The sequence below is a fragment of the Streptomyces filamentosus genome (assembly GCF_014654895.1).
GTDB classification, from domain to species: domain Bacteria; phylum Actinomycetota; class Actinomycetes; order Streptomycetales; family Streptomycetaceae; genus Streptomyces; species Streptomyces filamentosus.
In genome coordinates this window covers 4,027,027-4,050,142 of the sequence record NZ_BNBE01000001.1, presented here as the reverse complement: position 1 = coordinate 4,050,142, position 23,116 = coordinate 4,027,027, and the positions used below count along the sequence as shown (strand labels likewise).

At 73.6% G+C, this 23,116-nt stretch carries 21 protein-coding genes; 9 read left to right on the top strand and 12 right to left on the bottom strand.

What is annotated here, in order from left to right:
• Nucleotides 1-12: 12 nt before the first annotated feature.
• The 3 genes from IE326_RS18165 to IE326_RS18155 are packed head-to-tail and all read right to left on the bottom strand — an operon-like array spanning nucleotide 13 to nucleotide 2,321.
• Nucleotides 13-798: a sulfite exporter TauE/SafE family protein gene (locus IE326_RS18165; RefSeq protein WP_150228091.1), complete on the bottom strand. Its 786-nt coding sequence runs from the start codon at nucleotides 796-798 to the stop codon at nucleotides 13-15.
• A gap of 49 nt (nucleotides 799-847) precedes the next feature.
• Nucleotides 848-1,045 (bottom strand): hypothetical protein, encoded by a 198-nt coding sequence (locus IE326_RS18160; RefSeq protein ID WP_150228092.1) that lies wholly within the window; start codon nucleotides 1,043-1,045, stop codon nucleotides 848-850.
• Entirely contained in the window at nucleotides 1,038-2,321 is a 1,284-nt protein-coding gene (locus IE326_RS18155) for a ferredoxin reductase family protein (RefSeq protein WP_190042283.1), read from the bottom strand. Before IE326_RS18155 ends, IE326_RS18160 begins: the two co-directional genes overlap by 8 nt.
• A gap of 506 nt (nucleotides 2,322-2,827) precedes the next feature.
• Between IE326_RS18155 and IE326_RS18150 the strand changes: the two genes are divergently transcribed.
• The 6 genes from IE326_RS18150 (at nucleotide 2,828) to IE326_RS18125 (ending at nucleotide 8,530) form a co-directional block, all read left to right on the top strand.
• A complete protein-coding gene (locus IE326_RS18150) occupies nucleotides 2,828-4,018 on the top strand; it encodes an NAD(P)/FAD-dependent oxidoreductase (protein ID WP_150228093.1) in 1,191 nt (396 codons plus the stop codon).
• Nucleotides 4,015-6,552 carry a nitrite reductase large subunit NirB gene (gene nirB, locus IE326_RS18145; RefSeq protein ID WP_190042038.1) on the top strand — a complete coding sequence of 846 codons (2,538 nt, stop codon included), beginning with the start codon at nucleotides 4,015-4,017 and terminating at the stop codon, nucleotides 6,550-6,552. The genes IE326_RS18150 and nirB overlap by 4 nt, the downstream gene beginning before the upstream one ends.
• Nucleotides 6,549-6,887 carry a nitrite reductase small subunit NirD gene (nirD, locus tag IE326_RS18140; protein ID WP_190042037.1) on the top strand — a complete coding sequence of 113 codons (339 nt, stop codon included), beginning with the start codon at nucleotides 6,549-6,551 and terminating at the stop codon, nucleotides 6,885-6,887. Before nirB ends, nirD begins: the two co-directional genes overlap by 4 nt.
• A 38-nt stretch (nucleotides 6,888-6,925) precedes the next feature.
• Nucleotides 6,926-7,510, top strand: a complete 585-nt coding sequence (locus IE326_RS18135; RefSeq protein WP_190042036.1) for a TetR/AcrR family transcriptional regulator — start codon at nucleotides 6,926-6,928, stop codon at nucleotides 7,508-7,510.
• 91 nt (nucleotides 7,511-7,601) lie between these two features.
• Nucleotides 7,602-7,745 carry a hypothetical protein gene (locus tag IE326_RS18130; RefSeq protein ID WP_170313815.1) on the top strand — a complete coding sequence of 48 codons (144 nt, stop codon included), beginning with the start codon at nucleotides 7,602-7,604 and terminating at the stop codon, nucleotides 7,743-7,745.
• Between the two features lie 23 nt (nucleotides 7,746-7,768).
• On the top strand, nucleotides 7,769-8,530 hold the full coding sequence (locus IE326_RS18125; RefSeq protein WP_150228097.1) for an SDR family NAD(P)-dependent oxidoreductase: 762 nt from the start codon (nucleotides 7,769-7,771) through the stop codon (nucleotides 8,528-8,530).
• A gap of 33 nt (nucleotides 8,531-8,563) precedes the next feature.
• Here IE326_RS18125 and IE326_RS18120 read toward each other — a convergent pair whose 3' ends face one another.
• From IE326_RS18120 to IE326_RS18110, 3 genes are all read right to left on the bottom strand, one after another.
• Nucleotides 8,564-8,977 carry a VOC family protein gene (locus IE326_RS18120; protein WP_150228098.1) on the bottom strand — a complete coding sequence of 138 codons (414 nt, stop codon included), beginning with the start codon at nucleotides 8,975-8,977 and terminating at the stop codon, nucleotides 8,564-8,566.
• A gap of 107 nt (nucleotides 8,978-9,084) precedes the next feature.
• Nucleotides 9,085-9,552, bottom strand: a complete 468-nt coding sequence (locus IE326_RS18115; protein ID WP_150228099.1) for a group III truncated hemoglobin — start codon at nucleotides 9,550-9,552, stop codon at nucleotides 9,085-9,087.
• 56 nt (nucleotides 9,553-9,608) lie between these two features.
• Entirely contained in the window at nucleotides 9,609-10,730 is a 1,122-nt protein-coding gene (locus IE326_RS18110) for a hypothetical protein (RefSeq protein WP_190042035.1), read from the bottom strand.
• Nucleotides 10,731-10,945: 215 nt separating this feature from the next.
• Here IE326_RS18110 and IE326_RS18105 point away from each other — a divergent pair, with 215 nt between their 5' ends.
• Nucleotides 10,946-12,106 (top strand): alkaline phosphatase PhoX, encoded by a 1,161-nt coding sequence (locus IE326_RS18105; RefSeq protein WP_190042034.1) that lies wholly within the window; start codon nucleotides 10,946-10,948, stop codon nucleotides 12,104-12,106.
• Here the strand turns inward: IE326_RS18105 and IE326_RS18100 are convergent.
• From IE326_RS18100 to IE326_RS18085, 4 genes are all read right to left on the bottom strand, one after another.
• Nucleotides 12,076-13,098, bottom strand: a complete 1,023-nt coding sequence (locus tag IE326_RS18100) for an ArsR/SmtB family transcription factor (protein ID WP_190042033.1) — start codon at nucleotides 13,096-13,098, stop codon at nucleotides 12,076-12,078. The two genes, IE326_RS18105 and IE326_RS18100, sit on opposite strands and share 31 nt — an antisense overlap.
• 528 nt (nucleotides 13,099-13,626) lie before the next feature.
• Nucleotides 13,627-16,338 (bottom strand): pyruvate, phosphate dikinase, encoded by a 2,712-nt coding sequence (ppdK, locus tag IE326_RS18095; protein ID WP_150228102.1) that lies wholly within the window; start codon nucleotides 16,336-16,338, stop codon nucleotides 13,627-13,629.
• Between the two features lie 357 nt (nucleotides 16,339-16,695).
• Entirely contained in the window at nucleotides 16,696-17,832 is a 1,137-nt protein-coding gene (dusB, locus tag IE326_RS18090; protein WP_030761791.1) for a tRNA dihydrouridine synthase DusB, read from the bottom strand.
• Between the two features lie 89 nt (nucleotides 17,833-17,921).
• Complete coding sequence (locus IE326_RS18085; RefSeq protein ID WP_150228103.1) at nucleotides 17,922-18,794, bottom strand: MmyB family transcriptional regulator; 873 nt, start codon at nucleotides 18,792-18,794, stop codon at nucleotides 17,922-17,924.
• 53 nt (nucleotides 18,795-18,847) lie between these two features.
• Between IE326_RS18085 and IE326_RS18080 the strand changes: the two genes are divergently transcribed.
• Nucleotides 18,848-20,317 (top strand): MFS transporter, encoded by a 1,470-nt coding sequence (locus tag IE326_RS18080; protein WP_190042032.1) that lies wholly within the window; start codon nucleotides 18,848-18,850, stop codon nucleotides 20,315-20,317.
• Nucleotides 20,318-20,382: 65 nt separating this feature from the next.
• Here the strand turns inward: IE326_RS18080 and IE326_RS18075 are convergent, their stop codons facing one another.
• Nucleotides 20,383-20,565, bottom strand: coding sequence for a DUF6243 family protein (locus IE326_RS18075; protein WP_190042031.1), 183 nt, complete (start codon nucleotides 20,563-20,565; stop codon nucleotides 20,383-20,385).
• Between the two features lie 288 nt (nucleotides 20,566-20,853).
• On the opposite strand from IE326_RS18075, the gene IE326_RS18070 reads away from it, so the two are divergent.
• Complete coding sequence (locus IE326_RS18070; RefSeq protein WP_190042030.1) at nucleotides 20,854-21,573, top strand: VC0807 family protein; 720 nt, start codon at nucleotides 20,854-20,856, stop codon at nucleotides 21,571-21,573.
• Between the two features lie 76 nt (nucleotides 21,574-21,649).
• On the opposite strand, the gene IE326_RS18065 is transcribed toward IE326_RS18070, so the two are convergent.
• The gene (locus IE326_RS18065; RefSeq protein WP_150228107.1) at nucleotides 21,650-23,032 is read right to left on the bottom strand and encodes a glycine--tRNA ligase; all 1,383 of its coding nucleotides are present in this window, start codon (nucleotides 23,030-23,032) and stop codon (nucleotides 21,650-21,652) included.
• Between the last annotated feature and the right edge of the window lie 84 nt (nucleotides 23,033-23,116).

The window sequence follows — 23,116 nt, the reverse complement described above, 5'->3', positions numbered from 1 at the left end:
ACCGGGCCCGGCTCACGCCCACTGGTCCCAGCCGAGCTTCGCGACCATCGAGAGGACCACGACGAGCAGCACCCCGCGGACGAAGCCCGAGCCCTTGCTGAGCGCCATCCGGGCGCCGATCATGCCGCCGGTCAGGTTGAAGAGGGCCATCAGGGCGGCCAGCTGCCAGTAGACGGTGCCGGTCAGGGCGAAGGTGACGAGGGCGCCCGCGTTGGTGCAGACGTTGACGATCTTGGCGGTGGCGGAGGCCGTCACCAGGTCCAGGTGGAGCACGGCGGTCAGGGCGAGCACCAGGAAGGTGCCGGTGCCGGGCCCGAACAGGCCGTCGTAGAAGCCGATGCCGCCGCCGACGAGGACGATCGCGGTGAGGATCCGGGCCCGGGTGAGCGGCGCCCGGTCCTCGTCCGCGACCTTCGCCCCGAACGAGGGCCGCAGGATCACGAAGGCGGCCACCGCCACGAGCACCACGATGATCAGCGGCCGGAGCACCTCCCTGCTGATCATCGTCACGAAGAGGGCGCCGAACGACGAGCCCACGAGGGCCGCGAGCCCGACCCGCACCGCCGTCCACACCGGCACCTTCGTCCTGCGGGCGTAGGTGACCGCCGCGCCTGTGGTGCCGACGATCGCGACCGCCTTGTTGGTGCCGAGGACGTAGCCGTTCGGGGCGGTGGGGAAGGCGATCAGCAGCGCCGGCAGGAGCAGGAGCCCGCCGCCCCCGACCACGGCGTCGATCCAGCCCGCGACGAGCGCGGCCAGGCACAGCAGGACCAGGGTGGTGAGGGCGATGTCGGGCATGGCCGCGAGCCTAGGGACGGGATCGTTGGCCCGTCCATCGATCGCCTGATCATTGAGCAAGGTCTGAGCTTGCGTGCCCCGGCTCCCGGTCCGGGGCGGGCGGCGCGGCCGGGTCCACGGCGGCGGTGAGCAGGGTCGCGGCGAGCGCCCCGGTGGCGAGGAGCACGGCGGCGAGCCGGCGGCGCAGCCGCTCCTCGGTGGGCGGCTTCGGACGCGCCCGGTGCCGGGGCGGGGCGGTGTCAGGCACGGGCGGGCTCCTCGAAGTTCTCGGCGTGGATGCGGGCGGCCGGGACGCCGGCCCGGCGCAGCGAGGCGGTCGCGGCGCGGACCATGGCGGGCGGGCCGCAGAGGTAGACGTCGTGGGCGGCGAGGTCGGGGACGAGGGCGCGCAGGGCGCGCGGGGCGAGCGGGTCGTACGAGCCGTCCGAGGGGCCCAGCAGGTAGTGCAGGGCGGCCCGGCGCTCGCGGGCGATGGCCTCCAGCTCCGCGCGCAGCACGAGCCCGCCCTCGTCGGAGGCGCGGTAGAGCAGGGTCATGTCGCCGGGGCCGCCGGGCAGCGTCTCGAAGAGGGCGCGCAGCGGGGTGATGCCGACGCCGCCCGCGAGCAGCAGGACCTTGCGGCGGGTGCGGCGGTGGGCGGTGAGCGCCCCGTAGGGGCCGGAGGCGAGGACGCGGGTGCCGGGGCGGAGCCGGCGGACCCGGCGGGTGTGGTCGCCGCGGACCTTCACGGTGATCCGGAGGGTGTCGTCGCGGACCGGCGCGGACAGCGAGAACGGCAGGGCGGTGGCCCACAGCCCGCGGCTGAGGAAGCGCCAGCGGAAGAACTGGCCGGGTTCGGCACGGAGCCGGGCCACTCCCCGGCCGCGCACCAGGACGGAGACGACGCCGGGCGCCTCGTCGCGGACCTCGGCGACCCTGAGGTCGTGGCGGAGGGCCGCGCGGACGGGCACGGCGAAGCGGTACCAGAGGAGGAGGACGGCGACGGTGGCGTGGGCCATCGACCACAGCCAGCGGGTGGGGAGCCCGCCGGCGATGTCGGGGCCCGCGAGCTGGTGGACGAAGCCGAGCGCGGCGGCGAGCAGGGCGCCGAGGTGGACGGCGTGCCAGGTCTCGTGGCGGATCCGGCCCCGCACGGCCCGGGCCGAGGTGACGCCGACGGCGGTGAGGAGGGCGGTGCCGGCCGCGGCGGCGGCGATCGCCCCGTAGGAGAGGAGATCGCCGGTGGCGGTGAGGAGGTCGGTACGGGTGTGCACGGCGTAGCCGCAGAGGGCGAGGACCGTGTGCGCGGCGATCAGGCCGAGGACGTACCGGCCGCCCCGGGAGTGCCAGCGGGCCAGCCGGTCGGCGCCGACGCCGTGCTCGACGGCCGGGACCCGGGCCATCAGCAGGAGCAGCACGAGGACGCCGTACCCGGCGAGGAGCCCGGCGAGGTGCGCGCCGGTGGCGAAGAAGGCGTCGAGGCGGGCGGACGGCCGCGCCTGCACCCCCCACAGCAGCGCCACGGCCCCCGCCCCGCCGAGGATCCCGGCCCGCAGCCGCTCGGGCGCGAGCCGGGGCGCGGGGCCGGGAACGGGAGCGGGGACGGGTGCGGATGCGGGTCCGGCTGCGGATGCGGGTCCGGGTGCGGGTACGGATGCGGCTGCGGCCCGCGCGGCGCGGCGGGCGGCCCGCAGCCCCGCGTCGTGCCCGGCGGGCCGGTCCGCCCGGCCCCCGTCCGGAGGACCGGGCGGCACCGGCGGCACGGACGGCGCGAGCGGCACCGCGACGGGGGCGTAGAGGGGGTGGGGGCGGGCCTCGGTGGTCACCTTCGGCACCCTAGGGCGGCCCGCGGGCCGGAATCCCGGGCGCGGGCCCGCCGCCGCAATCCTTAAGGCCGTCTTGAGGCGAGCCTGATCACGGCTTAACCCGGCGGTCCCGGCGGCCCGCCCGGCCGCCTCACAGCCCCCTCCTCCCCCCGCGGAGATCAGCGTTCCGTACGGGAAACAGCCGGGATGCCACCGGGAAACACCGGGCCCGCACCCTTCCGGACATGAGTACACGGATCGTGGTGGTCGGGGGCGGAACGGCGGGCCTCCGCCTCGCCCAGCGCCTGCCGGTCACCCTCCTCGGCGAGGAGGCGCACGCCCCGTACAACCGGGTGCTCCTCGCCGACGTCCTCGCCGGACGGTACGCGCCCGAGGTCATCGCCCTGCCCGAGCCCCGCGAGCCGGTGCGCCGCGGGGTGCGGGCGGTGCGGATCGACCGGGCGGCCCGGACCGTGGAGTGCTCCGACGGGGCGCTCGTGCCGTACGACCGGCTGGTCCTGGCCACCGGCTCCAACCCGGTGCTGCCGCCGCTGCGCGGACTGCGCGGGGCGGAGCTGCCGGAGGGCGTGCACCCCTTCCGCACCCTCGACGACTGCCTCGCGCTGCGGGCCGCCGTCCGGCCCGGGGTGCGGGCGGTCGTCGTCGGCGGCGGCCTCCTCGGGGTGTCCGCGGCGCGGGCGCTCGCCGCGCTGGGCGCCGAGGTGGTCCTCACCCAGCAGGGCGAGGGCCTGATGGAGCGGCACCTGGACCCGCACGCCTCCGCGCTGCTGCGGGAGCACCTGGACGGGCTCGGCGTCGAGACGCACACCGAGTGCCGGGTCAGCGGGCTGCGGCAGCGGGACGGGGCGGTGACGGCGGTCGAGCTGGCCGACGGCTTCGTCCTGGACGCGCAGGTCGTGGTGCTGGCCTGCGGGGTGCGGCCCCGGGTGGCGCTGGCCCGCGAGGCGGGGCTCGACGTGCGGACGGGGATCGTCGTCGACGACGAGCTGCGGACCTCGGACCCGTACGTCCACGCGATCGGCGACTGCGCCGAGCACGCGGGACGGGTCTACGGCCTGGCGGGCCCGGCGCTCGAACAGGCGGACGTCCTCGCGGACGTGCTCTCCGGCGCCGCCGGGTCCCGCTACCCCGGCACCCGGGCGCTGACCCGGCTCACCCTCGGCGGGGCGCGGCCGCTGGACCTCGCCGCCTTCGGCGAGGCCACCGCACGGCCGGGCGACGACGTCGTCCAGCTGGCCGACGCGACCAAGGGCGCCTACCGCAAGGTCGTCGTCCGCGACAACCGGCTCGTCGGGGGCGTCCTCCTCGGCGACCTGGCCGCGGTCGGCGCGCTCGCACGGGCCTGGGAGGGCGACGAAGCCCTCCCCGAGGCCCCCCTGCTGCACCTGCTCACCCACGACGGAGGCTCCTCATGACCACCCCCACCATCGTCCTGGTCGGCCACGGAATGGTCGGCCAGCGGTTCCTGGAGGCGCTCGCCGACCGGGGCGTCACCGAGCGGGCCCGGATCGTGGTGCTCTGCGAGGAGCCCCGCCCCGCCTACGACCGCGTCCAGCTGACCTCGTACTTCTCCGGGAGGACGCCCGACGACCTGTCGATGGTCGAGGACGGCTTCATGGAGCGGCACGGCATCGAGCTGCACACCGACGAGCCGGTCGTGGCGATCGACCGCGCGGCGCGGACGGTGACCGCCCGGTCGGGGCGGGTCGTCGCCTACGACCACCTGGTGCTCGCCACCGGCTCGTACCCCTTCGTGCCCCCGGTCCCCGGCAAGGACGCCGCCGGCTGTTTCGTGTACCGCACGATCGAGGACCTGCTCGCGATCGAGGAGTACGCGAAGACGGCGGCGACGGGCGCGGTGGTCGGCGGCGGGCTGCTCGGCCTGGAGGCGGCCGGCGCGCTGAAGGGCCTCGGACTGGCCACGCACATCGTGGAGTTCGCGCCGCGGCTGATGCCGGTGCAGGTCGACGAGGGCGGCGGCGCTGCGCTGCTGCGGACGATCGAGGGGATGGGGCTGACCGTGCACACCGGCACGGGCACCCAGGAGGTCGTGGCGACCGCCGGCGCCGTGACCGGCATGAAGCTGTCGGACGGCTCCGAACTCGCCGTCGACATGGTGGTGTTCTCGGCGGGCGTCCGCCCCCGGGACCAGCTGGCGCGCGACTGCGGGCTCGGCGTGGGCGAGCGCGGCGGCATCGCCGTGGACGAGCTGTGCCGCACCTCCGACCCGGCGGTCTTCGCGATCGGCGAGTGCGCGCTCGCCTCGGACGGGCGGGTCTACGGCCTGGTCGCGCCGGGGTACGAGATGGCGCAGACGGTGGCCGCGGTGCTCGCCGGGGAGGCGGGCGGCGACACCGGATTCACCGGGGCCGACCTGTCGACGAAGCTGAAGCTGCTCGGCGTGGACGTGGCCTCCTTCGGCGACGCGCACGGCACCGCGGAGGGCTGCCTCGACGTCGTCTACTCGGACTCCCGCGCGGGCGTCTACAAGAAGCTGGTGATGGACGGCGAGGGCCGGCTGCTCGGCGGCGTGCTGGTCGGCGACGCCGAGTCGTACGGCCTGCTGCGCCCGCTGACCGGCACGAAGCCGCCGGTCGCCCCCGAGCAGCTGGTGCTCCCGGCGGGCGCGGGCGCGCCGGTGGCCCTCGGCCCGTCCGCGCTGCCGGACGACGCCGTCATCTGCTCCTGCCACAACGTCACCAAGCACGCCATCACCCAGTGCGCCTCGCTGCCCGAGGTGAAGAGGTGCACCAAGGCCGGTACCGGCTGCGGCAGTTGCGTGAAGGTGATCGAGAAGCTGCTGCCGAAGGCCGCCGACCAGGGGCTGTGCGGCTGCTTCTCCCACACCCGCACCGAGCTCTACGAGATCGCCCGCACCCTGCGGGTGACGTCCTTCGCCGCACTGCTGGACTCGCACGGCCGGGAGGCGGCGAAGGGCGGCGAGGGCTGCGAGGTGTGCAAGCCGACCGTCGGCTCCATCCTGGCCTCGCTCGCGCCGACCCTCGGGCTCGGCGGCTACATCCTCGACGGCGAGCAGGCCGCGCTCCAGGACACCAACGACCACCACCTGGCCAACCTCCAGCGCAACGGCTCCTATTCGGTGGTCCCCCGCATCCCCGGCGGCGAGATCACCCCGGAGAAGCTGATCGTGATCGGCGAGGTGGCCCGGGACTACGGCCTCTACACGAAGATCACCGGCGGCCAGCGGATCGACCTCTTCGGCGCCCGGGTGGACCAGCTCCCGGGGATCTGGACCCGCCTGGTGGACGCCGGCTTCGAGTCCGGGCACGCCTACGGCAAGGCGCTGCGGACGGTGAAGTCCTGCGTGGGGCAGACCTGGTGCCGCTACGGCGTGCAGGACTCGGTGAAGATGGCGATCCGGCTGGAGCTGCGCTACCGGGGCCTGCGCGCCCCGCACAAGCTGAAGTCGGCGGTCTCCGGCTGCGCCCGCGAGTGCGCCGAGGCCCAGTCGAAGGACTTCGGCGTGATCGCGACGGCGAGCGGCTGGAACCTGTACGTGGGCGGCAACGGCGGCGCGACCCCGCGCCACGCGGACCTGCTCGCCCAGGACCTGTCGGACGCCGAACTGATCCGGCTGATCGACCGGTTCCTGATGTTCTACATCCGGACGGCGGACCGCCTGGAGCGGACGTCGGTCTGGCTGGAGCGCCTGGAGGGCGGCCTCGACCACCTCCGGGACGTGGTCGTGAAGGACTCGCTGGGCCTCTGCGACGAGCTGGAGGGGCTGATGGCGGAGCACGTCGCCGGCTACCGCGACGAGTGGGCCGAGACCCTGGACGACCCGGAGCGGCTGCGGCGCTTCGTCTCCTTCGTGAACGCGCCGGAGACCCCGGACCCGACCGTGCGCTTCGTCCCGGAGCGCGACCAGATCAAGCCCGACCTGACGATCCTGACGATCGGCACCCTGGAAGGAGCCACGTCCCGATGACGACACCGACGACGCTCGAACTCTCCCCGGCCCCCAACTCCTGGATGACGGTCTGCGAGGAGGCCCGGCTGACCCCGGGCCGGGGCCTGGCGGCACTGCTGCCGGACGGCCGGCAGGCAGCGGTCTTCCGGGACCGGGCGGGCCGCGCGTACGCGATCGACAACCGCGACCCGTTCACCGGCGCTCAGGTGCTGTCCCGGGGGCTGATCGGCACGGCGGACGGGCGTACGTTCGTGGCCTCGCCGCTCCTGAAGCAGCGCTTCGACCTGGAGACGGGGCGGTGCCTGGACGACGACGGGGTGACGGTGGCGGTGTATCCGGTGCGCACCATCTAGCTTGACCGTTCGTTCCAGAAAGACGTAGGGTCCAACGCGTGGCCAGGACCAAGGAATTCGACCCCGAGGCCGCGCTCCGGGCGGCGCTCGACCTGTTCTGGGCGCGCGGCTACGAGGCGACGTCGATGGCGGACCTCGTGGAGCACCTCGGCATCGGCCGGGCCAGCATCTACGCGACCTTCGGCAACAAGCGCGAGCTGTACCTGAGGGCGCTGGACCGCTACCTGGAGACCCGGGACCCCCGACTCGTCGAGGAGCTGTCCGCGCCGGGCCCCGCACTGCCGGCCGTGCGGGCCGTCGTCCGCCGCTTCGCCGCCGAGGCGACGGCGGAGGGCGAGCGGCTGACCGGCTGCTTCGTCACCAACTCGGCCGCCGAACTGGGCCCGCACGACCCGGCGGTGGCCCGTCGGGTCGAGCTGAGCTGGGAGCAGGTCGAGACCCTGCTGTACGCGGCGCTCACCCGGGCCCGCGCCCAGGGGGAGCTGCCGGAGGGCCGCGATCCGCGCACCCTCTCCCGGATGCTCCTGGTCCTGCTCCAGGGCGTCCGGGTGGTCGGCAAGGCGTCCACGGACCCGGCCAGGGTGCGGGACGCGGCGGAGGAGGCCCTGCGGCTGCTGGACTGAGCGGCCGCCAGGGACGGGCGCCCCCTGCGGGCGCCTTCTTCCGGGCTCGATTCTGGAATGTACGGTCAAGTACAGAACATCGGGGGGCGGCATGACGACACCCGCGCACACCACCACGGCCACGGAGCCCGGGGCCGGACCCGGCGCCGGCTCGAGCGCGCCGATCCTCCTCGGCGCCGCCCGCGGCCCCGCCTTCGCCGGGCTGCCGCCGCTCGGCGGACGACCCGTCAAGTGACCCACGACCACAGGGGAGTTCCCATGTCCGCACGCTTCACCGGCCGCGTCGTCCTCGTCACCGGGGCCGGCTCCGGCCTCGGCCGGGAGATCGCCCGCGCCTTCGCCGCCGAGGGCGCGAAGGTGGTGGCCGCCGGCCGCACCGCCGGGGCCCTCGGCGAGACCGTGGCCCTGATCGAGGCCGAAGGCGGTACCGCGACCGCCGTCACCGCCGACGTCACCGACCCCGGGTCCACCCGCGCCCTGGTCCGGAGCGCGGTCGAGGCGTACGGCGGGCTCGACGTCGCCGTGAACAACGCGGGGATCTTCCGGGGCGGCCACAGCGCCGCCGACTTCCCCCTCGACGACTGGCGGGCCCTCCTCGACACCAACGTCACCGGCGTCCTGAACGCCCTCCAGGCCGAGGTCGCCCACATGCGGGCGCACGGCGGCGGCGCGATCGTCAACATCTCGTCCAACCTGGGCGCGCACGTCCGGATCCCCGGCGTCTTCGGCTACCAGGTGTCCAAGGCGGCCGTCTCCGCGCTGACCCGCGCCGCGGCCCGCGACCACATCGGCGACGGGGTCCGCATCAACGCGGTCAGCCCCGGCGCCGCCGAGTCCGCCATGTCGCTGCTGCCCGGCGAGACGGAGGCCGAGCGGGAGGTCCGGATGAAGGAGCAGTCGCCGCTGGGCCGGATCACCTCGGCCGCCGAGGTCGCGGCGGCGGTGCTGCACCTCGCGTCGGACGCGGCGGGCTCCACCGTCGGCACCGACCTGGTGGTCGACGGCGGCGTCTCCGCCTGAGCGCCCCGGGGCGGGAGCGCGGGCGGAGGGCGCTCAGCCCTCCATCGCGGCCGGGTCCATCCAGAAGACCTCCCAGTGGTGCCCGTCCGGGTCGGCGAAGGAACGGCCGTACATGAAGCCCATGTCCAGCGGCTCCTTCGCCGGGCCGCCGCCCGACGCGAGGGCCCGGTCGGCCAGTTCGTCGGCCTGCTCGCGGCTCTCGGCGTTCAGGGAGAGCAGCACCTGGGTGGTGGCGGAGGCGTCGGCGACCGCCTTGCCGGGGGCGGTGAAGGAGAGGAACTTCTCCTCGGTGAGCAGCATGACGAAGATGGTGTCGCTGATCACCACACAGGCCGTGCTGTCGTCGCTGAACTGCGGGTTGATCGTGTACCCGAGCTTCTCGTAGAAGGTCCTGCTGACGCCGAGGTCCTTCACGGGCAGGTTCACGAAGATCATCTGCGGGGCCATGACGTGTTCTCTCTTCTCCGTCGTGCGATGCCGTCGAGCGGTGCTGTCGAGAGGTAAGACGGCCCGGCCGGCCCGAACTCATCGCTCCGCCGGAGAATTCTTCTCGCTCAGGCCGCGGTCCGCAGGGCGAGGGCGGCCAGCGGGACGAAACCGCCCGTCCCGCCGGAGGCCGCCTCGGCCGCCGCACCCGGGCCGCCGAGCCGCTTCATCATCGAGACGGAGATCCGCTCCCCCATCGCCTTCGCCCGGTCCGCGAGCGGGCCCCGGTGGAGCCCGTCGACGGCCGCGTGCCAGAGCTGCACCCAGCGGCCGAAGTGGGCGGGGGCGAGCGGCCGGGCGGAGTGCAGGGCGGCGTGCGGGGCGAAGGCGTCCCGCCCGTACGCGGCGGTACGGAAGAGGGCGCGCTCCCAGAAGTCGGCGATGCGCGGCAGGTGGACCTCCAGGTCCGTGCCGGCGACCTCGGTGAAGAAGGGACCGATGAGGGGGTCGGCGAAGGCCGCGGTGTAGAAGCGGCGCAGCAGCACGTCGAGGTCGTCGCGGCCGCCGATGTCGGTGGGCTCCCGGGTCTCGCGCATGCGTCCAGTCTGCCGGGCCGTCCCCCTCCGTCCCCAGTGCCGAAGGTCCCGTCCGCTCAGCCCTCCGCCCGGCCCCAGCGGCTCAGGGTGTCCGTGTCCCGGTCGTGGGTGAGCCAGGTGCCGTCGCCGAGGGCCCGGACGCAGCCGGTGGCGGGGTGCGGGTAGGCGACGGGGCCGAGGATCGCGAGGGAGTGCGCGTCGAGGAGCCAGTGCCCGGGTCCGTCCTCCTCCTCGCCGTTCTCGGCGGCGGCCACGACCGTGTCCGCGTCGACGAACCCCGCCGCGTAGTCCCAGCACCGGTCCTCGCCCAGCTCGGAGGCGTCCCGCCCGGCGAGGACGGTGCCGTCCGGGGCGTGCAACCGGAGGTCGTCGCAGGAGTGCTCGACGGTCAGGTAGACGGGCCGGTCGGGGTGGACGTCGAGCAGGATCCGGTCGAGGTCCTCCCCCAGGTCCCGTACGCCGGACACCGCCTCCCCGGCCTCTCCGTCCTTCTCGCCCGCTCCGCCCGCTCCGTAGAGCAGGACGCCGTCCTGCCCCATGCCGATGCAGAGCAGCACGGTCCCGTCGCCCGGCAGCGAGAACTGGTGCGAGCCGGAGGCCGCGCTGTCCTCCAGCGGGGTCCGGGCGGTCTCCCGCCCGTCCCGGGCGTCCAGCACCACCCACTGCTCGGTCCCGTCCGCGTCGACGACGTGGGCCCGGACGGTCCGCCCGTCGGCGGAGACGTGCACCGAGCCGTGCTCCAGCCCCGCGCAGACCTCCTGCTCGTCGCCGGTGTGCGGGTGGCCGACCACCGGGCCCCAGCAGCCGTGCCGGTGCTCCCAGAGGACGCGTCCGCCGGCCGCGACCGCCCGGACGGCCCGCTGCCCCGAGAAGACGGCGAAGCTCCCGTCCGGCGCGACCGCGTCGACGCCCCGGTCCCAGCCGGGCCAGGGGGCGGGGAAGACCGCCTCGGGGCGCGGGAGGCCCGCCTCGGAGGCCGGCGCGCCCGCCTCAAGGCGCGGGAGGCCCGCCTCGGGGCCCGGCGCGTCCGCGAAGAGCGCCGCCACCCCGTACACCTCCAGGCGGTCGCCGCGCCGCAGCGCGAGCCGCCCGGCCGGGGCGCCGTGGGGCGGCCCCTCCACGAGGGCCACCGCCCCCGGCAGCCGTACCGATCCGATCAACCGCGCCCCGACGTCCATGGCCCGCAACCTAACGCCCCGCTCCCCGGCACCGGCACCCGCCCCTGTCCCTCGCCTCCGGCACCGCCCCGCCTCCGACTCCCCCGCCCCGCATCCGCCCCCTTCCCGTCACCGTTTGTTGATGCACAGTCAACTACCGGCTCCTAGGTTCATACCCCGCGCGGTCCCGCCGCCGACCGTGCGGCGGGCGGTCACCACACCCCTGGAGAAGACACGTGGAGCGACGCGGATTCCTGCGTGGAGCGGTCATCGGCACGTCGGCGGCGGCCTTCGGCGGCAGCCTGATGCGGGGCGCGGCCTACGCGGCCCCCGCCCAGCCCGGCGCGGGCCCCTACGGGGCGCTCGGCTCGGCCGACGCCAACGGGATCATGCTGCCGGCCGGGTTCACCAGCCGGGTCATCGCCCGCTCGGGACAGACCGTCCCCGGCACCTCGTACACCTGGCACAACGCCCCCGACGGCGGCGCCTGCTTCGCCGACGGCACGGGCTGGATCTACGTCTCCAACTCGGAGATCAACCCGAGCGGCGGCGCGAGCGCGGTCCGGTTCTCCTCGGCCGGCGCCGTCACCGGCGCGTACCGCGTCCTGGCGAACACCCGGCAGAACTGCGCCGGCGGCAAGACCCCCTGGAACACCTGGCTCTCCTGCGAGGAGGTCAGCCTCGGCTACGTCTACGAGACCGACCCGTACGGCGTGAACGCCGCCGTCCGCCGGGACGCCATGGGCCGCTTCAAGCACGAGGCCGCCGCCGCCGACCCGGTCCGCAAGGTCGTCTACCTGACCGAGGACGAGACGGACGGCTGCTTCTACCGCTTCGTCCCCACCACCTGGGGCAGCCTCGCCTCCGGCACCCTCCAGGTCCTCAAGGCGGGCACCGCCACCTCCGGCTCCTTCACCTGGCAGAACGTGCCGGACCCGGACGGCTCCCCCACCACCACCCGCACCCAGGTCTCCGGCGCGAAGAAGTTCAGCGGCGGCGAGGGCTGCCACTACGCCGACGACAAGGTCTGGTTCACCACCAAGGGCGACAACCGCCTCTGGCAGCTGAACCTCACGAACAACACCTACGAGCTCGCCTACGACGACTCGCTGGTGCCCGGCGGCGCCGCCCCGCTCACCGGCGTGGACAACGTCACCGGCGCCTCCTCCGGCGACCTGTACGTCGCCGAGGACGGCGGCAACATGGAGATCTGCCTGATCACGCCGGACGACACCGTCGCGCCCTTCCTGCGGATCACCGGCCAGTCCGGCTCCGAGATCACCGGACCGGCCTTCTCCCCCGACGGCACGCGGCTGTACTTCTCCAGCCAGCGCGGCACGTCGGGCAGCTCCTCGGGCGGCATCACCTACGAGGTGACCGGCCCGTTCCGCGCGTAACAGCGCTCCTCGCGCCGCTGGGTGCCGCCGCCGAGGAGGGCGGCGCCCAGCGGCGTCAGCGTGTGCAGCACCGCGTTCCCGTGCCGGAGGGTGGCGATGAGCCCGGCGTCCCGCAGCACGCCCGCGTGCTGGCTCGCGGAGGCCGCCGAGACCCCGGCCCGGCGGGCCAGCTCGCCCGTCGTCGCCCCGTCGCCTATCGCCCGCAGCACCTCCGCGCGCGTGTGGCCGACCAGCTTGGCCAGCGGACCCGCGCCCGGCGCCCGCACGGCCGGCGCCCCGCCGTGCGCCACCGGGTAGACCAGCACCGGCGGCAGCGCCGGGTCGCGCAGCATCACCGGGGTGCCCCGGCAGAAGTACGAGGGCTGGAGCAGCAGGCCCCGCCCGTCCAGGTGCACGTCCCGGTCCACCGGATAGGCGGCCTCCAGGACCGGCGCCCGCCAGGTCAGCGCGGGCGGCAGCGAACCGAGCAGCTCCTCCGCCCCGCCGTCCAGGACGGCCCGGCCCCGGCGGGCCCGGTCGGCCTCGACCTGCGCCCGCACGTGCGGCCAGTACGGCTCCACCGCCGCCCGGTGGTAGCTGCGCAGCGCCCCCATCAACCGGTCGAAGGGCTCCGGGCCGCCGTCGGCGAGGGCCCGCAGCGAGTGCGGCACGGTCCGGCCGCCGCTCCGGTCGGCGGCCAGCAGGGAGAGCTCCGAGCGGAGCCGGCCCGCGGAGGTGCCGCGGACCGCCCGCAGCCCCTCGTCGAGCCCGGCGAGGCCCTCCGGCGGGGTGAGGAAGTCGGGGAAATAACCCCGGCTGGGCACGAGGGCGGCGAGCAGCCGGGTCTCCCCGCCGAGCCGCGCCCTCGTTTCCGTACGCCATCCCCCGAACACCACCGGGCCGCGCCGGTCCCTTAAACGGTGAAAGCTGAGAATCGTTTCCCACAGGACGTCAGGACGAGGGGCGATCCGCACCCCCGCCAGATCGTCCGCGGTGAAATGAATACGAAGCATGAAGTCCCCACCTGTGCACTCGCAACCACCCCGTGATCGAGTATGCACACCATCACTGCACGTTACCAGGGTGTTTCAGCCACAGTTGAAAAGCATCGCGGCGAACAGGGCCCAACGGAAATGCTGTGCGGGTCGGACAGGAAACCTTCAGGACCGAGGTGACGTGGTGAAGACCGTGGGGGGCTTTGCCCGTCCGGCGGCGGTCGGCGAGGGTTGCGGCTCACCTGCCCGACGCGTGAAAAAGGGTGCGGCCCCCGGGTGGGGATCCGGGGGCCGCAGCCGAAACGCCCGCAAACACAGACGTTCAATTTCCAATAATTCAATGCGCACGTAATTGAGCGTGAATCTGACGTGAAAACGACGGGACGGACGCCTCCGCACAAGGCGTCCGTCCCGTTTCTTTCGCATCCGGGGCCGCCGTCCGCCGGTGAGGGTACGGAAGGGATGGCCGACGGCGGCCCCGGGGGCTCCACGGGCCGGGTCGTGCCTTCCGGTCGGGCCGGAGGGCACGGCCGCTCGGCCCTCGGGTCAGCGGCTGTCGCTGCCCTTCGACTCGGCCGCCGCGCGACCCGCCTCCAGGCGCGCCACCGGGATCCGGAAGGGCGAGCAGGAGACGTAGTCGAGGCCGACCTCGTGGAAGAAGTGCACCGACTCCGGGTCGCCGCCGTGCTCGCCGCAGACGCCCAGCTTGATGTCGGGGCGGGTGGCCCGGCCGGCCTGGACCGCGGAGCGCACGAGGGCGCCGACGCCGTCCTTGTCGATGGTCTCGAAGGGGCTGACGCCGAAGATGCCCTTCTCCAGGTACGCGGTGAAGAAGCTGGCCTCCACGTCGTCGCGGGAGAAGCCCCAGACCGTCTGCGTGAGGTCGTTGGTGCCGAAGGAGAAGAACTCGGCGGCCTCGGCGATCTGGCCGGCGGTGACGGCCGCGCGGGGCAGCTCGATCATGGTTCCGAGCGCCAGCTTCAGCTCCACGCCGGTCTCCGCCACGACCTCGGCGATGACCTTCTCGGCGTCCTCGCGGACGATCTCCAGCTCCTGGACGGTGCCGACGAGCGGGATCATGATCTCGACGCGCGGGTCGCCCTTGGCGTCGATCCGCTGGGCCGCGGCCTCGGCGATCGCCCGGACCTGCATGGTGAACAGGCCGGGGATGACCAGGCCGAGGCGGACGCCGCGCAGACCCAGCATCGGGTTCTGCTCGTGCAGCCGGTGCACGGCCTGGAGCAGGCGCAGGTCGTTCTCGTGCGGCTCCTTGCGGGACTCGGCGAGGGCGACGCGCACCGACAGCTCGGTGATGTCGGGCAGGAACTCGTGCAGCGGCGGGTCGAGCAGGCGGACCGTGACCGGCAGCCCGTCCATCGCCTCGAAGAGCTCGACGAAGTCGGCCTTCTGGAGCGGCAGCAGCGCCTTGAGGGCGTCGTCGCGCTCGGCGTCGGTGTCGGCCAGGATCAGCCGCTCGACGTACTGGCGGCGCTCGCCGAGGAACATGTGCTCGGTGCGGCACAGGCCGATGCCCTGGGCGCCGAAGCGGCGGGCGCGGGAGGCGTCCTCGGCGTTGTCGGCGTTGGCGCGGACGCGCAGCCGGCGGACGCGGTCGGCGTAGGCCATGATCCGGTGGACGGCCTGGACCAGCTCGTCGGCGTCGTCGGCGCCGGCGTGCATGCGGCCCTCGAAGTACTCGACGACCGGGGACGGCACGACGGGTACCTCACCGAGGTACACCTTGCCGGTGGAGCCGTCGATGGAGACGACGTCGCCCTCCTCGACGACCACGCCGGAGGCGGTGGTCATCCGGCGGCGCTTGGTGTCGACCTCCAGCTCCTCGGCGCCGCAGACACAGGTCTTGCCCATGCCGCGGGCGACGACGGCGGCGTGCGAGGTCTTGCCGCCGCGCGAGGTCAGGATGCCCTCGGCGGCGATCATGCCGTCCAGGTCGTCCGGGTTGGTCTCGCGGCGGATCAGGATGACCTTCTCGCCGGAGCGGGACCACTTGACGGCCGTGTACGAGTCGAAGACGGCCTTGCCGACGGCGGCGCCCGGGGAGGCGGCGATGCCGCGCCCGATCTGCTCGACCTCGGCGCGCTCGTCGAACTTCGGGAACATCAGCTGGGCGAGCTGGGCGCCGGTGACGCGCTGGAGCGCCTCGGCCTCGTCGATGAGGCCCTGGTCCACGAGCTGCGTCGCGATGCGGAAGGCGGCACCGGCGGTGCGCTTGCCGACGCGGGTCTGGAGCATCCACAGCTGGCCGCGCTCGATGGTGAACTCGATGTCGCAGAGATCCTTGTAGTGGGTCTCCAGGGTGCTCATGATCTCCATGAGCTGGTCGTACGACTTCTTGTCGATCGACTCCAGGTCGGCCAGCGGCACCGTGTTGCGGATGCCGGCGACGACGTCCTCGCCCTGCGCGTTCTGGAGGTAGTCGCCGTAGACGCCCTCGTGGCCGGAGGCGGGGTCGCGGGTGAAGGCGACGCCGGTGCCGGAGTCCGGGCCGAGGTTGCCGAAGACCATGGAGCAGACGTTGACGGCGGTGCCGAGGTCGTGCGGGATGCGCTCCTGGCGGCGGTACAGCTTGGCGCGGTCCGTGTTCCACGAGTTGAAGACGGCCTCGATGGCGAGGTCCATCTGCTCGCGGGCGTCCTGCGGGAAGTCGCGGCCGGTCTCGGCCTTCACGATCTTCTTGAAGTGCTCGACGACCTTCTTCAGGTCGGCGGCGTCCAGGTCGGTGTCGCTGGCGACCTGCTTGGCGGTCTTGGCCTCGTCGAGGGCGTCCTCGAAGAGCTCGCCGTCGACGCCGAGGACGGTCTTGCCGAACATCTGGATGAGCCGGCGGTACGAGTCCCACGCGAAGCGCTCGTTGTCCGCCTGGCGGGCGAGGCCGGTCACCGACTCGTCCGAGAGGCCGATGTTGAGGACCGTGTCCATCATGCCCGGCATGGAGAACTTGGCGCCCGAGCGGACCGAGACCAGCAGCGGGTCGTCGGCCTGGCCGAGCTTCTTGCCCATCTGCCGCTCCAGGGCGTCGAGGTGGGCGCTCACCTCGTCGCGGAGCTCGACCGGCTCCGAGCCGCTCTCGAGGTAGACCTTGCACGCCTCGGTGGTGATCGTGAAGCCCGGGGGCACCGGGAGGCCGAGGTTGGTCATCTCGGCGAGGTTGGCGCCCTTGCCACCGAGCAGGTCCTTCAGGTCCCTGTTGCCCTCGGTGAAGTCGTAGACGAACTTCTGATCATTGTTTTCCGACACGGGTCCCGACTCCTCGATGACTCGGTTGGCTGCCCTGACGGCGAGGAACATACCCAGATCGAAGGCTTCTGGGGAGGTACGCCTACCGGTCACGCGGGCGTAACCACCCGTCCGCCAGCACTTCGAAAGTTACCGAGGTGAAGCTTCCGCTTTCACGCCCCGAAGCCCGCTTGACCCAATCCGGGGACTGAACGCTCATCTGAGCAGGCTTGGTGAGCATTTGCGTTCAACTCTTGAACGCAAAAAGGGTGGCACCCAGTGCCACCCTTCAAGCGGTGCAGCCACTCGTAACCTGCTCATCTGAGCACCACCCCCCTCAGGGGTGGCGAGGATCACTCCTCCGGCAGGGCTGGAATCTCAGCCCCCGGACGTGTCCAGCTCGGCGTCCTCGCTCACCCCGGCACAGTCGTAGGGGTCCTTCAGCCAGCCGTCCGGCAGGACGACCCGGTTGTTTCCGGACGTACGGCCCCGGGGACCGTCCGCCCCCGCCGGCCACGGCTGGTCCAGGTCCAGCTCGCTCAACTGAGCGCGCAGCTCGTCCAGGGACGAGGTGACCGCGAGCCGCTTGCGCATCTCCGAACCGACCGAGAAGCCCTTCAGGTACCAGGCCACGTGCTTGCGGAAGTCGATGACACCGCGCGACTCGTCGCCGATCCACTCGCCGAGCAGCGTCGCGTGCCGCACCATCACGTCCGCGACCTCCCGCAGGCCCGGCGTCCGGTAGCCGCCGGTGCCCTCCAGGCCCGCCACCAGGTCCGCGAAGAGCCACGGCCGGCCCAGGCAGCCGCGGCCCACGACCACGCCGTCGCAGCCGGTCTCGCGCATCATCCGCACCGCGTCGTCCGCCGACCAGATGTCGCCGTTGCCCAGCACCGGGATCTCCGGCACGTGCTCCTTGAGCCGCGCGATGGCGTCCCAGTCGGCCGTGCCGCCGTAGTGCTGCGCCGCCGTCCGCCCGTGCAGGGCGATCGCCGTCACGCCCTCCTCGACCGCGATCCGGCCCGCGTCCAGGTAGGTGATGTGGTCGTCGTCGATGCCCTTGCGCATCTTCATCGTGACCGGCAGGTCCCCGGCGTTCGTCACGGCCTCGTGCAGGATCGCCCGCAGCAGCGGCCGCTTGTACGGCAGCGCCGAGCCGCCGCCCTTGCGGGTCACCTTCGGCACCGGGCAGCCGAAGTTCAGGTCGATGTGGTCGGCGAGGTCCTCGTCGACGATCATCCGCACCGCCTTGCCGACGGTCACCGGGTCCACCCCGTACAGCTGGATCGACCTCGGCTGCTCCGTCGCGTCGAAGCGGATGAGCTGCATCGTCTTCTCGTTGCGCTCCACCAGCGCCCGTGTCGTGATCATCTCGCTCACGAACAGGCCCTTCCCGCCGGAGAACTCGCGGCAGAGGGTCCGGAAGGGGGCGTTGGTGATGCCGGCCATGGGCGCGAGCACCACCGGGGGCTGCACGAGGTGCGGGCCGATGGAGAGGGGGGAGAACGCGGTCATGGCCCCATTGTCCCGTACCGCGGGGAACGGCCGTCGGGAGCGGGGCGGGGAGAGCGGCGAGGACGCGCCTCCCCCTGCGTACGGCCTGGTCAGGCGGCGGGCCGGGCGTCCCGCTCCGCCGCCGCCAGCTCCAGGAGCCGGGCGCAGCCGGCCCGGGTCTCCTCGTCCAGCGGCACGTACGTGACGAGGACGGGGCCGGGGCCGGGCTGGAGCCACAGGTCGGTGTGCTCGAAGCTCAGCGGTCCGACCAGGGCGTTGCGGATGACCTTGGACACGCTGCCGGAGGAGACCACGTCGCGGCGGGCCCAGACCTCGCGGAACTCGGGCGAGGCCGCTTCGAGCCGCTGCACCAGCCGCTTCCAGGCCGGTTCGGCCAGGCACCCGGCCATCCGGGCGCGCAGCTTCCCGGCGAGGCGGGCGACCAGGTCCGGGTCGGTGACGGCGGCCCGGAACTCCGGATCGGTGCAGGCCAGCCAGAGCGTGTTGCGGTCCTCGGGCGGCAGCGCGTCGAGGTCGCGGAAGAGCCGCCCGAAGACGCGGTTGTGGGCGAGGACGTCGAAGCGGCTGTTCTGGACGGCCGCGGGCAGCGGCTCCAGCCGGTCGAGCAGCGCCCGCACGGCGGGGGTGACGGCCGGACTCGGCAGGCCGGGCCGGGGGTCGGGCCGCCCGGCGAGGGCGAAGAGGTGGGCGCGCTCGGCCGGGTCGAGGAGGAGCGCCCCGGCGAGGGCGTCGAGGACCTGCGGGGATACCTGGATGTCGCGGGCCTGCTCGATCCAGGTGTACCAGGTGACGCCGACGGCCGAGAGCTGGGCGACCTCCTCGCGGCGCAGGCCCGGGGTGCGGCGCCGGCGGCCCCGGACCAGGCCGACCTCCTCGGGGGTGACCCGCTCGCGGCGGCTGCGCAGGAAGGCGGCGAGTTCCCGCCGTCGGTCGTCGGGTCCGGTCGTCGGGGCGATGCTCATGCCCCCAGCCTGCCCGGCCCGGGAGCCCGGTGCCAGGCAGTTCCGGTACCAGGATGAGGAGGCTCTGGTACCAGGCCGGGGACGGGCGGATCGTCGGGGACGTGACCACGACGATCCGGCCTCCCTCCCGCACCGCCCCGGCGCCGTCCCTCGGCGCCCCGGGCCTGTTCACCCTCCTCCTGGGGGCCGCGCTGCCCCTCGTCGACTTCTTCGTCGTCAACGTCGCCCTGCCCTCGGTCGGCCGCGACCTCGGCGCGGGCGAGTCCCTCCTCGAACTGGTCGTCGCCGGGTACGGCCTGGCGTACGCGGTGCTGCTGGTGCTCGGCGGGCGGCTCGGCGACCTCTTCGGCCGGCGCCGGCTCTTCCTGGCGGGCCTGGTGGCCTTCGGCGCGACCTCCCTGCTCTGCGGGACCGCGCCGGGCGCCTGGAGCCTGGTCGGGGCCCGGGTGGCACAGGGTGCCGCTGCGGCGCTCCTGCTGCCGCAGGTCCTCGCGACCCTTCACTCCTCGACGACAGGGGCCCGCCGGGCGAGGGCGCTGAGCCTGTACGGGGCGACCACCGGGCTCGCGTTCGTCTCGGGCCAGGTGCTGGGCGGCCTGCTGGTCGCGGCGGACGTGGCGGGCCTCGGCTGGCGCGCGGCCTTCCTCGTGAACGTACCGGTGGTCCTGCTGGTCCTGCCGCTCGCCCTGCGCACCGTCCCGGAGACGCGGGCGGCGGCCCCGGCGCCGCTGGACGTCCGGGGCACGGTGCTGCTGGCCCTCGCCCTGGTCTCGCTGCTGCTGCCCCTGACGGAGGGCCGGGCGGCGCACTGGCCCCTGTGGACCTGGGCCGCGCTCGCGGCGTTCCCGGTCCTGGCGGCGGCGTTCTGGCGCACGGAGCGGCGCACCGAGCGGCGGGGCGGCACCCCGCTGGTCCCCCCGTCGCTCCTGCGCCTGGTCCCCCTCCGCCGGGGCCTCGCCCTCGTCCTCCCCCTGTCGGGCGGCTTCGGCGGCTTCATCCTGGTGATCGCGGTGGCGCTCCAGCAGGGCCTGGAGCTGGGCCCGGTGGCGTCGGGCGCGGCGCTCGCGCCGATGGCGCTGGCCTTCTTCGCGGCCTCGCTCGCCGGTCCCCGCCTGGTGGCCCGCTGGGGCACCCGGGTCGTCCCCGCGGGCGCCCTCCTCCAGGCCGCGGGCCTCGCCCTCCTCCTGTGGCCGGTGCTGCGCTCCTGGCCGGACCTCTCCCCCTGGACCCTGGCCCCCGGCATGACGGTCGCCGGCCTCGGCCAGGGCCTCCAGCTCCCCGTCCTCTTCCGCGTGGTCCTCGCCGAGGTCCCCCCGGAGCGCGCGGGCGTCGGCAGCGGCGTCCTGGTCACGACCCAGCAGGCCGCCCTGGCCCTCGGCGTCGCCACCCTCGGCTCCCTCTTCCTCTCCCTCGCGGCCTCCGGCCCCCTGGACGAGGCCCTGGCCACCACCCTCCTCGTCCAGCTCGCCCTGACCCTCCTCACCGCCCTCGCCGCCCTCCGCCTCCCCCGCGGCACGGGCTGACCCCCGCGGGCGGGAACGGAAAGGGGCCCGGACCGCGTGTGCGGTCCGGGCCCCTCGCCCCGGTCCTACTCCTCGGACGCCTCGGCGCCCTGGTTGCGCTCGCGCATCTTCTTCAGGAGGTCCTGCTTGCGGTCCTCCGCGGAGAGGCGGTCGGCGGCGCGGCCCTGCCGGGCGCCGTTCTGTTCGGCGCGGGACAGCTTCTTGCGCTGTCCGCCGACGCCGAGGAGGTTGTTACGGCCCTTGGCCATGGGGGGGCTCCCCTTCGGTGAGGTGTGCGGTGGTCGTCGGTCCGCCGGAGCGGCGCCGCTCTCACTCGTAGATCGGGAGGTGTGCGTGCATGCCCGCACGGTAGCGGGACGGTTCGGGGCGGTGCATCCGGTTTTCCGCGCCCCTCACCCGCCCGGCCACGCCCCCCCTCCCCGCCCGGCCGGGCCCCCGCACCCCGCCTTGAAGATCATTTGGCCTGGAATTTCCCCTTCCCTGCCCTGTGCCTGGCTAGCGTCCCGCCCACCGCACACCGTTCGCAGGGGGAGACCATGTCCGAGACCACCCGGCCGCCCGGCCCGCCGGCCCGCTCGGGAAAGGCGTCCGCCCTCGGCTGGATCCTGACCGTCGGGCTCAACGTGGTGGCGCCGATCGTCACGTACAACAGGCTGACGGAGCACCACGGCTGGTCCGAGTTCTCCGCGCTGCTGCTCAGCAGCGCCTGGCCGGTGCTGGACAGCGCGATCATGGTGGCCTGGCGGCGGAAGCTCGACGAGTTCGCGGTCGTCACGCTGGTCTTCCTGGTGATCACCGCCCTCGTCTCGCTGATCGGCGCCCACACCGCCCGCGCGCTGCTGGTGAAGGACTCCGGGGTGACCGGCCTGTTCGGGCTGCTCTGCCTCGCCACCCTGCTGGCGCCGCGCCCGCTGATGTTCTACTTCGGGCGGAAGTTCGCCACCGACGGCACCCCGGAGTCCACCGCGTGGTGGAACGGCCTGTGGCAGTGGGAGGGCTTCCGCTCCACCATGCGCACGATGACGCTGGTGTGGGGCGTGGCGTACGTGGCGGAGGCACTGGCGCGGATCGCGCTGGCGTACGTCCTGCCGACCGGCACCATGGTCGTGGTCAGCCCGGTGATGATCTACGGCGTGCTCGGCGCGCTCGGCCTCTGGACGGCCTGGTTCGGCAGGCGCCGGGCGGCCGAGGGCGAGCGGCGGCAGGCCGAGGCGCAGGCCGCGGCGGCGGAGGCGGCCGGGGCGACGACGGCCTGAGCCCCGTGCGCACGGGAGAGCCCCCGGTCCGAGAGGTGTCTCGGACCGGGGGCTCTCCCGTGTGCGGCCGGGCGGTTCAGCAGCCGATGAGGCGGGTGGCGAGGTAGCCCTGGATCTGGTCCAGGGAGACGCGCTCCTGCTTCATGGTGTCGCGCTCGCGCACGGTCACCGCGTTGTCCTCGAGGGTGTCGAAGTCGACGGTGATGCAGTACGGGGTGCCGATCTCGTCCTGACGGCGGTAGCGGCGGCCGATGGCGCCGGCGTCGTCGAAGTCGATGTTCCAGTTCTGCCGCAGGTCCGCCGCGAGGCCCTTGGCCTTCGGCGAGAGCTGCGCGTTGCGCGAGAGCGGCAGGACGGCGGCCTTGACCGGGGCCAGGCGGTGGTCGAGGCGCATCACGACGCGCTTCTCCATGACGCCCTTGGCGTTGGGGGCCTCGTCCTCGGTGTACGCGTCGAGCATGAAGGCGAGCATGGTGCGGCCGACACCGGCGGCGGGCTCGATGACGTACGGCGTGTAGCGCTCGCCGGACTCCTGGTCCAGGTACGTCAGGTTGGCGCCGGACGCCTTGGAGTGGGCGGTCAGGTCGTAGTCGGTGCGGTTGGCGACGCCCTCCAGCTCGCCCCACTCGCTGCCGCCGAAGGAGAAGCGGTACTCGATGTCGGCGGTGCGCTTCGAGTAGTGGGAGAGCTTCTCCTGCGGGTGCTCGAACCAGCGCATGTTCTCCTCGCGCAGGCCGAGGTTGGTGTACCAGTTCCAGCGCTGCTGCATCCAGTACTCCTGCCACTCCTCGTCCTCGCCCGGCTTGACGAAGAACTCCATCTCCATCTGCTCGAACTCGCGGGTCCGGAAGATGAAGTTGCCCGGAGTGATCTCGTTCCGGAAGGACTTGCCCATCTGCGCGATGCCGAACGGGGGCTTCCTGCGCGCGGTGGTCTGCACCTGGGCGAAGTTGGTGAAGATGCCCTGGGCGGTCTCGGGACGCAGGTAGGCGACGGAGCCGGAGTCCTGGGTCGGGCCGAGGTGGGTGGAGAGCAGGCCGGAGAAGTTCTTCGGCTCGGTGAAGGTGCCCTTGTTGCCGCAGTTGGGGCAGTTCAGGTCGGCGAGGCCGTTCTCGGGGAGGCGGCCGTGCTTCTCCTCGTACGCCTCCTCCAGGTGGTCCGCGCGGAAGCGCTTGTGGCAGGAGGTGCACTCGGTCAGCGGGTCGGTGAAGGTCGCGACGTGACCGGAGGCCTCCCAGACCTCGGTCGCCAGGATGACCGACGAGTCGATGCCGACGACGTCCTCGCGCGAGGTGACCATGTAACGCCACCACTGGCGCTTGATGTTCTCCTTGAGCTCGACGCCCAGGTGTCCGTAGTCCCAGGCGGCTCGCTGACCGCCGTAGATCTCACTGCAAGGGAAAACGAAGCCACGGCGCTTGCTCAGGCTGACGATGGTGTCGATCTTGTCGGCGGCCACGGTGCTCTCTTCATTACGACGACGAAGTGCGAATGCCACAGGTTACCGGCGCCCATGGGCCCGGTATCAAATCGGTGGGGCCCC

Excerpts from the sequence above, each read along its gene's own strand:
- IE326_RS18110 (WP_190042035.1), bottom strand. The coding sequence starts at position 10,730 with ATGGACGTCGGGGCGCGGTTGATCGGATCGGTACGGCTGCCGGGGGCG.
- IE326_RS18075 (WP_190042031.1), bottom strand. The coding sequence starts at position 20,565 with ATGGCCAAGGGCCGTAACAACCTCCTCGGCGTCGGCGGACAGCGCAAG.
- IE326_RS18115 (WP_150228099.1), bottom strand. The coding sequence starts at position 9,552 with ATGCGCGAGACCCGGGAGCCCACCGACATCGGCGGCCGCGACGACCTC.
- nirB (WP_190042038.1), top strand. The coding sequence starts at position 4,015 with ATGACCACCCCCACCATCGTCCTGGTCGGCCACGGAATGGTCGGCCAG.
- IE326_RS18100 (WP_190042033.1), bottom strand. The coding sequence starts at position 13,098 with ATGCTTCGTATTCATTTCACCGCGGACGATCTGGCGGGGGTGCGGATC.
- IE326_RS18130 (WP_170313815.1), top strand. The coding sequence starts at position 7,602 with ATGACGACACCCGCGCACACCACCACGGCCACGGAGCCCGGGGCCGGA.
- IE326_RS18070 (WP_190042030.1), top strand. The coding sequence starts at position 20,854 with ATGTCCGAGACCACCCGGCCGCCCGGCCCGCCGGCCCGCTCGGGAAAG.
- nirD (WP_190042037.1), top strand. The coding sequence starts at position 6,549 with ATGACGACACCGACGACGCTCGAACTCTCCCCGGCCCCCAACTCCTGG.
- IE326_RS18150 (WP_150228093.1), top strand. The coding sequence starts at position 2,828 with ATGAGTACACGGATCGTGGTGGTCGGGGGCGGAACGGCGGGCCTCCGC.
- IE326_RS18125 (WP_150228097.1), top strand. The coding sequence starts at position 7,769 with ATGTCCGCACGCTTCACCGGCCGCGTCGTCCTCGTCACCGGGGCCGGC.
- dusB (WP_030761791.1), bottom strand. The coding sequence starts at position 17,832 with ATGACCGCGTTCTCCCCCCTCTCCATCGGCCCGCACCTCGTGCAGCCC.
- IE326_RS18165 (WP_150228091.1), bottom strand. The coding sequence starts at position 798 with ATGCCCGACATCGCCCTCACCACCCTGGTCCTGCTGTGCCTGGCCGCG.
- IE326_RS18120 (WP_150228098.1), bottom strand. The coding sequence starts at position 8,977 with ATGGCCCCGCAGATGATCTTCGTGAACCTGCCCGTGAAGGACCTCGGC.
- IE326_RS18085 (WP_150228103.1), bottom strand. The coding sequence starts at position 18,794 with ATGAGCATCGCCCCGACGACCGGACCCGACGACCGACGGCGGGAACTC.
- IE326_RS18080 (WP_190042032.1), top strand. The coding sequence starts at position 18,848 with ATGAGGAGGCTCTGGTACCAGGCCGGGGACGGGCGGATCGTCGGGGAC.